General features: G+C 39.0%; 8 protein-coding genes and 5 tRNA genes. All 13 read left to right on the forward strand.

The window, feature by feature from the left end:
• Positions 1–7: 7 nt before the first annotated feature.
• Positions 8–1261, forward strand: a complete 1254-nt coding sequence (locus QQS39_RS04835; RefSeq protein WP_196736064.1) for a glutamate-5-semialdehyde dehydrogenase — start codon at positions 8–10, stop codon at positions 1259–1261.
• 145 nt (positions 1262–1406) lie between these two features.
• Positions 1407–1919, forward strand: a complete 513-nt coding sequence (gene aroL, locus QQS39_RS04840) for a shikimate kinase AroL (protein WP_285805486.1) — start codon at positions 1407–1409, stop codon at positions 1917–1919.
• Between the two features lie 103 nt (positions 1920–2022).
• Positions 2023–4182 carry a bifunctional acyl-ACP--phospholipid O-acyltransferase/long-chain-fatty-acid--ACP ligase gene (gene aas / locus QQS39_RS04845; protein ID WP_285805487.1) on the forward strand — a complete coding sequence of 720 codons (2160 nt, stop codon included), beginning with the start codon at positions 2023–2025 and terminating at the stop codon, positions 4180–4182.
• Positions 4182–5381 (forward strand): lysophospholipid transporter LplT, encoded by a 1200-nt coding sequence (gene lplT / locus QQS39_RS04850; protein ID WP_285805488.1) that lies wholly within the window; start codon positions 4182–4184, stop codon positions 5379–5381. The genes aas and lplT overlap by 1 nt, the downstream gene beginning before the upstream one ends.
• A 36-nt stretch (positions 5382–5417) precedes the next feature.
• Complete coding sequence (gene pncC / locus QQS39_RS04855) at positions 5418–5924, forward strand: nicotinamide-nucleotide amidase (protein WP_151434504.1); 507 nt, start codon at positions 5418–5420, stop codon at positions 5922–5924.
• A 107-nt stretch (positions 5925–6031) separates the two neighbouring features.
• Positions 6032–7102, forward strand: coding sequence for a recombinase RecA (gene recA / locus QQS39_RS04860; RefSeq protein ID WP_099075159.1), 1071 nt, complete (start codon positions 6032–6034; stop codon positions 7100–7102).
• 904 nt (positions 7103–8006) lie between these two features.
• The gene (gene alaS / locus QQS39_RS04865) at positions 8007–10634 is read left to right on the forward strand and encodes an alanine--tRNA ligase (protein ID WP_285805489.1); all 2628 of its coding nucleotides are present in this window, start codon (positions 8007–8009) and stop codon (positions 10632–10634) included.
• 220 nt (positions 10635–10854) lie between these two features.
• Entirely contained in the window at positions 10855–11043 is a 189-nt protein-coding gene (gene csrA / locus QQS39_RS04870) for a carbon storage regulator CsrA (RefSeq protein WP_004244778.1), read from the forward strand.
• 466 nt (positions 11044–11509) lie between these two features.
• Positions 11510–11602 (forward strand) — tRNA-Ser (locus QQS39_RS04875).
• A 9-nt stretch (positions 11603–11611) separates the two neighbouring features.
• Positions 11612–11688 (forward strand) — tRNA-Arg (locus QQS39_RS04880).
• An 89-nt stretch (positions 11689–11777) separates the two neighbouring features.
• Positions 11778–11854, forward strand: a tRNA-Arg gene (locus tag QQS39_RS04885).
• A 56-nt stretch (positions 11855–11910) separates the two neighbouring features.
• Positions 11911–11987: transfer RNA gene (locus QQS39_RS04890), tRNA-Arg, on the forward strand.
• 56 nt (positions 11988–12043) lie between these two features.
• Positions 12044–12120, forward strand: a tRNA-Arg gene (locus tag QQS39_RS04895).
• The last annotated feature ends 149 nt before the right edge of the window (positions 12121–12269 follow it).

Raw genomic sequence — 12269 nt, forward strand, 5'->3', positions numbered from 1 at the left:
CCTTCTGATGTTAGAACAAATGGGTAAATCGGCAAGAGAGGCATCTTGGCATTTAGCTCAACTATCAACAGAGCAAAAAAATCAGGCATTATTAGTGATGGCTGATTTATTAGAACAACAAGAAGCTTCAATTCTTGCAGCAAATGAAAAAGATATGCAAGCCGCTCGCGAAGCTAACATCAATGCCGCTATGCTTGATCGTTTATTACTTAATTCTGCACGTTTAAAAGCAATTGCAGATGATGTACGACAAGTGTGCCGTTTAGAAGATCCTGTGGGTCAAGTTATTGATGGGCGTATGCTAGATAGTGGTTTACGTTTAGAGCGTCGTCGTGTGCCGTTGGGTGTTGTGGGTGTTATTTATGAAGCTCGTCCTAATGTCACAATTGATGTCGCTTCTTTATGTTTGAAAACGGGTAATGCTGCTATTCTTCGTGGTGGAAAAGAGACCCATCATACTAACCAAGCGGTTGTTGCTGTTATTCAACAAGCATTAGAAAAATGTGGTATTCCTGCTGGCGCTATTCAGGCGATTGATAAGCCTGATCGTGAATTAGTCGCTAAAATGCTAAAAATGGATGAGTATATTGATATGCTTATTCCACGAGGTGGCGCAGGATTACATAAACTTTGCCGTGAACAATCAACTATTCCCGTTATTACTGGTGGCATCGGTGTTTGTCATACTTTTGTGGATGAAAGTGCGGATTTAGAAAAAGCATTAACGGTTATCGTAAATGCGAAAGTACAACGTCCAAGCGCGTGTAACTCTTTAGAAACGCTCTTAGTACACGAAAATATTGCAGATCTATTTTTACCACAGCTAAGTGATGCTATGGCGGCTCAAAAGGTGACTTTGCATGCAAGTGAGAAGGCATTGGCAGGGCTGAAAAAAGGCGGAGCGACTGTTGTTGATGTGAAAGATGCAGATTATTGCGATGAATGGCTATCACTTGATTTAAACGTAGAAGTAGTGAGTGGGTTAACTGAGGCTATTAGCCATATTCGCCGTTATGGTACTGCGCACTCTGATGCTATTTTAACGCAATCTATCGCTAATGCTGATCGCTTTGTTCGCCAAGTTGATTCTGCTGCTGTGTATGTTAATGCAAGTACACGTTTTACTGATGGTGGACAATTCGGTTTAGGTGCCGAGGTTGCTGTTAGTACACAGAAATTACATGCCAGAGGGCCAATGGGATTAGATGCCCTAACGACCTATAAATGGATTGGTTACGGTGATAATACAATTCGTAGCTAAGTGTTAAGATGATTAAATAAGCCATACTTTTCTAAAGTGTGGCTTTATTTTTTTGTTACATCAGGTATGATATTTCATACTTTACAGCATGTAAATTTTTAATTACACCCCTAAAAGGGAACACACTATGGAGATAGTGCATTTTATGGATAGTACAATTTACCTTATCGGACCTAGAGGTGCAGGAAAAACAACAGTAGGTAAAGCACTTTCCCTCACTTTAAATTATAGATTTATTGATACGGATGATTGGATAACCCAAAAATATCAACAAACTATATCTTCGATGGTTCAAGAGAAAGGTTGGGATTTTTTTCGTCAAACTGAATCAGATGCATTAGTCCAAGTTAGCCAGCCTAACCAAGTTATCTCAACAGGTGGTGGGATGATTTTAGCAGATCAAAATCGTGCTTATATGAAATCTTCAGGTGTTATTATTTATTTACAGGCATCTCTTGAAACTTTAGTTGAGCGTTTATCCCAAGATCCAAATGACGCACAAAGACCGAGTTTGACAGGTAAAACGTTAGTTTCAGAAATGAATGACGTTTTGACTAAACGTGAACCTTTATATTTGCAGTGTGCTGATATCATTGTCGATGCGGGATTACCGATAAATGAGATTATTGAGGCAATCCTCGCAAAACTCACGAAATAATTAAGCAATCGTCTGATATAAAGGATAAAACAGGGAACATCTATTTTATTTTCGTCACATCCTATTTATAGTAAGGCTAATTATAGCAAAATGAGATATGGATATGATGTTGATAGCGTTTTTTAAAACACTATTTAAATTCTTATTTAGAATAAGAATTGAAGGACTTGTTAATCAGTTTTCACAATATGAAAAATGTATAATTACGCCAAATCACACTTCTTTTATTGACGGTATATTATTACGTTTATTCCTACCTATTAATCCTGTATTTGCTGTTTATACCTCTGTTGCTTCTGCAAAAACGACAAAATGGTTAGGTCGTTATGCCGATATCGTACCTTTAGATCCCGCTAACCCAATGGCAGTGCGTCAGTTAGTTAAAGAAGTGGATAAGGGGCGTCCGGTTGTGATTTTCCCTGAAGGAAGGATCACAGTAACAAATGGTTTGATGAAAATTTATGAGGGCGCTGCTTTTATTGCCGCCAAATCAGGTGCTAAAGTTGTTCCTGTTAGAATTGAAGGCGCTGAATTCAGCTATTTTTCGCGAGTACGTAAAAGCTTACGCGTAAAGTCTCAATTCTTTCCTAAAATCACTATCAAGGTGCTTCCTGCTGTTGATTTACCGATGCCAAAAGCTGAAAAATCTTCTGAGCGTCGCCGATTAGCAGGTGAAGCCATGCGTGACATCATGATGGAAGCCATCATGCAAACACGTCTTAATATCACGCTGTATGAAGCATTTTTACAGGCAATGTCTCAATATGGTCGATTTAGTCCGCTAATTTCTGATATCAACCTAAAAGAAGATTCCTATCAAGGTTTACTGAAAAAAACGTTAGGGATCAGTCGATTGATTGAGCGCTACACTGAACCGAAAGAGCGTATAGGTTTACTGCTTCCAAATACAACAGTAACTGCGGCTGCACTATTAGGTGCAACAATGCGTCAACGTGTTGTGGCAATGCTTAACTACACAGCAGGTAGTTTAGGTGTACAAAATGCGATGAAAGCTGCATCAATCAAAACTATCTTTACATCACGCCAGTTTTTAGAAAAAGGGAATTTATTACATATTCCTGAGCAAACCCCAGAAGCTAATTGGATTTATCTTGAGGATCTAAAAGATACTGTCACCAGTGAAGATAAACGCTGGATCTTCAAACATCTTATTACGCCTAAAAAAGCGATGTTACCGCAAGATGCTCATGATGCAGCCGTTATTCTATTTACATCAGGCTCTGAAGGAACGCCTAAAGGTGTGGTTCACAGCCATTCAAGTTTATTGGCTAACGTTGAGCAAATTCGCGCTATTGCTGATTTTTCACCGAAAGACAAATTTATGTCAGCATTGCCATTATTCCATGCCTTTGGTTTAACAGCTTGCTTGCTAACGCCAATTTGTCTGGGGGCGCGCGTTTTTCTTTATCCAAGCCCATTACACTATCGAGTCGTACCTGAATTAGTCTATGACCAAAACTGTACAGTGTTATTTGGTACATCAACCTTTTTAGGAAACTACGGAAAATTTGCCCATCCTTATGATTTTGCCAGAGTGAGATATGTGGTTGCTGGGGCTGAAAAGCTCTCTGAATCAACTCGTGTTTTATGGCAAGAGAAATTCGGTATTCGTATTTTAGAAGGTTATGGCGTAACAGAATGCGCACCAGTTGTGTCAATCAACGTGCCTATGAGTGCCAAAACGCATACAGTAGGGCGTTTATTACCCGGTATGGAAGGGCGTTTAATTCCAATGAATGGTATTACCGAAGGCGGTAGACTACAACTTCGTGGCCCTAACGTAATGATGGGATACTTACGAGTAGAATCACCTGAAAAACTGGAAATTCCTGTTGCAACCAATGCTGAAGGTATTGACGAAGAAGGTTGGTACGACACTGGTGATATTGTTGCTATTGATAGCGAAGGTTTTTGTACTATTAAAGGGCGCGTAAAACGTTTTGCAAAAATTGCGGGTGAAATGGTTTCTCTTGAAGGTGTTGAGCAACTTGCACGTAAAGCATCTAAAGGTGAGCACGCAGTTGTGACAATAAGTGATAAACGTAGAGGCGAATCATTAGTTCTGTTCACAACCGATAAGCAATTAGATCGTAGCACGCTGTCAGCATTAGCAAAATCGGAAGGTGTTGCTGAAATTGCTGTACCAAAGGATATTCGTTTTATCAAAGAAATTCCTGTTTTAGGAAGTGGGAAAACGGATTTTGTCTCATTAAAAAAACTTGCTGAACAGGAAAATAACTAATGTCAGAGAATATTAGCCAGCCTCCTTTAATGAGTAGAGGAATGAAAGCGGTATTGATATCGCAATTTCTTTCTGCTTTTGCTGACAATGCATTATTGTTTGCGATCCTTGCTCAGTTTAAATCGGCACTTTATCCAGAGTGGAGCCAACCTGTTTTACAAATGGTCTTTGTGCTGGCTTTTATTCTTTTAGCGCCTTTTGTCGGGCAGTTTGCTGATCGTAACCCTAAGGGTAGGGTTATGCTCAGTGGTAACCTTTTAAAATTTGTAGGCGCATTTCTTATCTGTGTCGGCTCTGATCCTTTCCTTGGTTATGCCTTAGTGGGAATTGGTGCTGCTGTTTATTCTCCTGCTAAATATGGCATTTTAGGCGAACTCACCGATGGCGAACGCTTAGTAAAAGCTAATGGTTTAATGGAAGCATCAACGATTGCTGCTATTTTATTAGGTTCAGTGATTGGTGGTTTGCTCTCAGATTGGAGCATTGTGCTTGCATTAGGTGTTTGCGCTGCAATGTATGCTTTAGCGGTATTTGTTAACTTTAGTATACCCAAATTATCAGCGGCTCAAATCGGGCGAGGTTGGAACATTAAAAAAATGTTCACACAGTTTCTTGAGGCAACGCGTACCTTATGGGCTGATAAAGAAAGCCGCTTTTCTTTAGTGGGAACCAGCATGTTTTGGGGCGCAGGGGTTACATTGCGTTTTTTACTTGTTCAGTGGGTACCTATTGCTTTAGATATGACTGATAATACGACACCGACTATATTAAATGCGATGGTTGCCATTGGTATTGTGGTCGGTGCGGGGCTTGCTGCTAAATTTGTAACACTGAAAACAGTACGCCGCTGTATGCCTGCCGGTATTTTAATTGGTCTTGGTGTTATTTACTTCTCATTGCAAACCTCAATTATTCCATCTTATCTAATTCTTATCATTATCGGTATTTTTGGCGGTTTCTTTGTCGTGCCATTGAATGCGCTATTACAAGACAAAGGAAAGCACAGTGTTGGTGCCGGTAATGCTATTGCTGTACAAAACTTAGGTGAAAATACGGCAATGCTATTAATGCTTGGATTGTTCTCACTGGTGACAAGCATTGGTGTCTCTGTCGTTGCTATCGGAATTGGGTTTGGTGCTATTTTTGCCCTCGCAATTGGTGGCCTATGGTTATGGGATTGCACTAGAAAGAAATCTTAAACAGTGAGATTTAGAATAGAGGTTAGATGAACCTTAATGATAAATTACGATGAAATGACCCACCTAAGTATTGAGGTGGGTAAAGCGTTACTTGAAAAGAAGAGCACGATAACAACCGCTGAATCTTGCACTGGTGGATGGATTGCGAAAGTTATTACTGATATTGCCGGAAGTTCTGAATATTATCACCGTGGCTTTGTAACATATAGCAATGAAGCAAAGCATGAAATGATAGGTGTTGATGAACAAACTTTGCTTAAATACGGCGCGGTGAGTGAGGAAGTTGTTCTTCAAATGGCTAAAGGCGCACTGATAGCCGCCAATGCAGATTTTGCAGTGTCTGTTAGCGGTATTGCTGGTCCTGGTGGTGGTAGCGAAGAAAAACCTGTTGGTTTAGTTTGGTTTGGCTTTGCAATGAGAAAACCCACAGGTATTCAAACGATGGCAAAACACTGTATATTCAGTGGTTCACGAGAGCAAGTAAGAGCTGAATCTGTTATTTTTTCTTTAAAATCAATTCTTAAAGAAATTATTAATAATTAACTTGATACTGTATGATTATACAGTATAATGAGTTTCAACAAGCAAAATCATATACGTTTTAATGGTAGTGACCCATCTTTATGCTTCACTGCCCAGAGGGAGATAACATGGCTATTGATGAAAACAAACAAAAAGCATTGGCCGCAGCACTTGGTCAAATTGAAAAGCAATTTGGTAAAGGGTCTATCATGCGTCTGGGCGAAGATCGTTCCATGAACGTTGAAACCATCTCTACAGGTTCTTTATCATTAGACGTTGCTTTAGGTGCTGGTGGTTTACCACGCGGTCGTATTGTTGAAATCTATGGCCCAGAATCTTCAGGTAAAACAACGTTAACACTACAAGTTATCGCAGCGGCTCAACGTGAAGGCAAAATTTGTGCATTTATCGATGCTGAGCACGCTTTAGATCCTATCTACGCTAAAAAACTAGGCGTAGATATTGATAATCTGCTGTGTTCTCAGCCTGATACAGGTGAACAAGCCTTAGAGATTTGTGATGCATTATCTCGTTCTGGTGCTGTTGATGTTATCGTTGTTGACTCCGTTGCTGCCTTAACACCAAAAGCAGAAATTGAAGGTGAAATTGGTGATTCACACGTTGGCTTAGCCGCTCGTATGATGAGCCAAGCTATGCGTAAATTAGCGGGTAACCTGAAAAACTCCAACACATTGCTTATTTTCATCAACCAAATTCGTATGAAAATCGGTGTTATGTTTGGTAACCCAGAAACAACAACAGGTGGTAATGCACTTAAATTCTACGCATCTGTTCGTTTAGATATTCGTCGTATCGGTTCTGTTAAAAACGGTGATGAAGTTGTTGGTAGTGAAACTCGCGTTAAAGTGGTGAAAAACAAGATTGCAGCACCATTTAAACAAGCTGAATTCCAAATTATGTATGGCGAAGGTATTAATACCTTTGGTGAACTAATTGATTTAGGTGTTAAACATAAATTGGTAGAGAAAGCTGGCGCATGGTACAGCTACAATGGTGAGAAAATTGGTCAAGGTAAAGCCAATGCAACAACTTACCTGAAAGAACACCCTGAAATGTATGATGAGCTAAACACTAAACTACGTGAAATGTTATTAAATCATGCGGGCGAATTTACTAGTGCAGCCGATTTTACTAACGATAGTGATAATGCTGCAGACATTGAAGAGACAGAAGAATAATTTTTCTGCCAATGTCTAAATGACTAAATTGAATGTGTATTAAAACATATTACGTTTATCGTAGTTGTAAATCACTAGTCAATTAATGTGATTTAACTCACTTAGAAAAGGAAGCTATAAAATGGCTTCCTTTTTGCTATATGTCGTATTTTTTATTCAAAAGAGAGCTAAAATTAGTCTTATTTTGTTTTCTTTTTCTAAAAAATAGCCTTTAACACTACTTTACTTAATATAACGATATTTTTTACTAACCTATTTTCTATAGTTGTATGAAGTTTTATATAGTGAAATTTTGGTGATATATCCTTGTTAATAAATAATCTAAATAAGAATCATTACGATAATCTGGTTGCACCAGATAATAAATAATTGACATATAAAGATAAATATCTTCAATATATTTGGATCTAATTTAAATTGCATTTAAAGGTTTGTTGAGATGCAAGATGAATTTTATACGGATAAATGCTTTTATTTTAGTAAGTTATCGCGCTATTAATATTTTATTTAAGTAATAACATCTATGTGTTTATTACTAATTGCAATAAGAAAAAGAGATTATCCAGAGAAAATAAACGTATAAAGAGTAACTCCACAAAAAAACAGTAATAGCAAATACTTTTTAATAATTACAAAATGAAAATACTTTAAGTTGCTAACATTTCCCAAGATAATTGCTCTTAAAGAGAGAAAAGTCCCATTCTCAGATAACAATCCCACTTTCAGAAAAAAACTAGACGATTTACAATGTCAACACGAATAAGTTTATCGGGGGTTTTACTTCTGACAGAAGAAATTCTATCTTATCCCTACTTATGTATTCGTTGGCTAAGTAGAGGTAACAATAAACCTCCTCTAACTAGATTTCTAATTTCTGTTTTTCCAGCTTGATTTCGGGATAATTATGAGCAAAAGCACCGCTGAGATCCGTCAGGCGTTTCTCGACTTTTTTCATACTAAAGGACATCAAATAGTACCTAGCAGTTCTTTGGTTCCAAATAACGATCCAACATTGCTGTTTACAAACGCAGGGATGAACCAATTCAAAGATGTATTTCTTGGATTGGATAATAGACCTTATTCCCGAGCGACAACCGCGCAACGCTGTGTGCGTGCTGGTGGTAAACATAACGATTTAGAAAATGTGGGTTATACCGCTCGTCACCATACCTTTTTTGAAATGCTAGGTAATTTCAGTTTTGGTGACTATTTCAAACATGATGCAATCAATTTTGCTTGGGAATTATTAACAGGCAAAGAGTGGTTCAACTTACCTAAAGAAAGACTTTGGGTAACGGTATATGCCACAGATGATGAAGCTTATGATATTTGGAATAAAGAAATTGGTATTCCAGCAGAAAGAATAATCCGCATTGGTGATAACAAAGGCGCACCATTTGCATCAGATAACTTCTGGCAAATGGGTGATACAGGTCCTTGTGGACCTTGTACTGAAATATTTTATGATCACGGTGACCATATTTGGGGCGGACCTCCAGGCTCACCAGAAGAAGACGGTGATCGCTATATTGAGATCTGGAACATCGTTTTCATGCAATTTAACCGTCAATCAGATGGCACAATGGACCCATTGCCAAAACCATCGGTTGATACCGGAATGGGATTAGAGCGTATTACCGCTGTTTTACAACATGTAAACTCTAACTACGATATCGATTTATTCCGTTCATTAATTGAATCAGTTGCGAAAGTCACCAATGCATCTGATTTAAGTAATAAATCATTACGCGTTATTGCCGACCATATTCGTTCTTGTTCATTCCTTATTTGCGATGGCGTTATTCCTTCTAATGAAGGACGTGGCTATGTTCTGCGTCGTATTATTCGTCGTGCAGTACGTCATGGTTATATGCTTGGCGCAAAAAATACCTTCTTCTATAAATTGGTTGCACCATTAATTGAAGTAATGGCAGAAGCTGGTGACGAGTTAAAACGTCAACAGACTATGGTTGAAAACGTATTAAAAACAGAAGAAGAGCAGTTTGCTCGCACGTTAGAACGTGGTCTGCAATTATTAGATGAAGAGCTTGCTCAATTAACAGATGACGTTCTTCCGGGTGAAACCGCTTTCCGTCTTTATGATACTTATGGTTTCCCTCTTGATTTAACTGCCGATGTTTGTCGTGAAAGAAATATCAAAGTTGATGAAAAAGGTTTTGAAGCCGCGATGGAAGAGCAACGTAAACGCGCTCGTGAATCCAGCGGTTTCGGTACTGACTATAATAGTCTAATCAAAGTAGATAGCCGCAGTGAATTCTCTGGTTATGAGCAAGATGAACAGCAGGGCACAATTACCGCTATTTTCCATAACGGACAATCGGTCACTGAATTAAAAGCGGGCGAAGAAGGTATTATCTTCTTAAATAAAACCGCATTTTATGCAGAATCTGGTGGTCAAGTTGGTGATAAAGGTGTGCTAACAGGTAAAGATAGCCTGTTTGAAGTCACAGATACGCAAAAATACGGTAAAGCGATTGGTCATATTGGTAAAGTTAACGTAGGGTCATTTATTGTTAACCATAAAATCAATGCCGCTATCGATACTGCTCGTCGTGACGCTATTCGTTTAAATCACTCTGCGACGCACTTATTGCACGCTGCATTGCGCCAAGTTCTGGGCATGCATGTCACGCAAAAAGGTTCTTTAGTTAACGATAAATATCTGCGTTTTGACTTTTCTCATTTTGAAGCTGTTAAACCAGAACAATTACGAGAAATTGAAGATATTGTAAATGCGCAAATCCGTCTTAACTCACCTGTTGTTACTGAGTTAATGGATCTTGAAGATGCGAAAGAAAAAGGTGCGATGGCACTCTTTGGTGAAAAATACGATGAACGAGTTCGTGTTTTAACAATGGGTGACTTCTCTACTGAGCTTTGCGGTGGTACTCACGCTTCTAGAACGGGTGACATTGGTTTATTCCGCATTGTCAGTGAGTCAGGCACTGCAGCTGGTATTCGTCGTATTGAGGCGATTACGGGTATTGCAGCAATTGAGAGTATTCATGAACAATCAGACCTTATCTCTCTTGTTGCACAAATTCTAAAAAGTGATGGTACAAACTTGGTCGAAAGAATCAAAACCGTCCAAGAAAAACATCGTTTATTAGAAAAAGAACTTCAACAACTAAAAGATCAGCAAGCTGCCCAAGAGAGTTCTTCTTTAGGTAGCCAAGCTAAAAACGTGAAAGGTATCAAACTTTTAGTTCGTGAGCTTAATGGTGTGGAGCCAAAAATGTTAAGAACAATGGTTGATGATTTAAAAAATCAATTAGGTTCTGCAATTATTGTGCTTTCTACTATTTCTGATGGTAAAGTGAGCTTAATTGTTGGGGTCACTAAAGATTTAACTGCTAAAGTTAAAGCAGGGGAGCTAATTAGTTTTGTAGCACAGCAAATTGGCGGTAAAGGTGGCGGTCGCCCTGATATGGCTCAAGCTGGTGGTACTGACGTTGAAGCCTTACCTGCAGCTTTGGCAAGTGTTGACGAGTGGGTTGAATCGCATCTGTAAGCGATAGCAACCTGAAAAAAGGCGCTATCCCTGTTGTATAGGGATAACGCCTTATAGAGATATTGATAATCCGTTAAATAATCAATCACTAAATTTATATTTTGTTATGAAGTATGAGTCACTTGTGATAAATAATGATTATACGAATTGACAATGTATGATGGATAATGGCCGGGAAATTCTAGAGACCCGACTCTTGTAAATTTTCAAGGAGCAAAGAATGCTTATTCTAACTCGTCGAGTTGGTGAAACGCTTATGATAGGCGATGATGTGACCGTAACCGTTTTAGGGGTTAAAGGTAATCAGGTACGGATTGGCGTAAACGCACCCAAAGAAGTATCAGTCCATCGTGAAGAGATCTATCAACGAATTCAGGCCGAGAAAACTCAGCCTACTGATAACTACTAAATCAATTCCCATTTTTTAGTCAGTCACAATTCATTCGTAAGCGTCCACACTTTTGCCGGGTTTGGGCGCTTTTCTCTTTATAAGACTTTTGACTCCCTTCTTTGTTCCTATCTTCGTTCTCCTTGAACTGTATTTATTATTGCACTATCCGTTTATTCTGATTGACAGAATTGAAAGTCTTTTTACCTCTAATCATTCGCTTCACAATTATTTGATGAGTGAATGAATTTATTTGCTAAAAGAATAAAATACTTGAATGATTTTTCATCAGCGATATCATTGTGTTTAGAACTTTTTTAGCCAATCTTGATGATAAACGCATCAGTTTGTTTGTGAAGTGTTCAAACAAACGTATATTCGTAAAAAGTTGAGAAAAATTGTTTGACTTCTTAGGCTGAGAAAGTAATATGTGCGCCACACAGAGACGAGATGTTCAGTAAGAACTTCTTCGAGTGGTTCTAAATATGGTGAGATGGCCGAGAGGCTGAAGGCGCTCCCCTGCTAAGGGAGTATGCGGTCAAAAGCTGCATCGAGGGTTCGAATCCCTCTCTCACCGCCATTTAGATTTGCATCCTTAGCTCAGCTGGATAGAGTACTCGGCTACGAACCGAGCGGTCGGAGGTTCGAATCCTCCAGGATGCACCATATTCCAACCCCATGATTAATGTATGGGGTTTTTATTTTGGTGCAAATGGTGAATAATTTGCATTAAAAGCGTAAAGTATTAAAACGGCGCATCCTTAGCTCAGCTGGATAGAGTACTCGGCTACGAACCGAGCGGTCGGAGGTTCGAATCCTCCAGGATGCACCATCTCATTACTCAGATTGCCAATTGCAATATGAGCAGCTAGAAAAAGTAACTACGATGCATCCTTAGCTCAGCTGGATAGAGTACTCGGCTACGAACCGAGCGGTCGGAGGTTCGAATCCTCCAGGATGCACCATCTTTTATTAGATGTTTTTCGTTTATTTAATTATTTCTAGCAAAAACGTCAGACCCGCATCCTTAGCTCAGCTGGATAGAGTACTCGGCTACGAACCGAGCGGTCGGAGGTTCGAATCCTCCAGGATGCACCATCTTAAAAGCCTCGCTTATTGCGGGGCTTTTTGCTTTCTACCATTCTATTATTTTTCATCATATAACGTCTTTTTTTAGCACCAACTAACAATGCTAACATCATCTAATCAGCGACAATTTAGTGACTTTGCGATAAAGTAACTCCTAT

Origin of the sequence: Proteus appendicitidis, assembly GCF_030271835.1 — a bacterium.
Taxonomy (GTDB): Bacteria; Pseudomonadota; Gammaproteobacteria; order Enterobacterales; family Enterobacteriaceae; genus Proteus; species Proteus appendicitidis.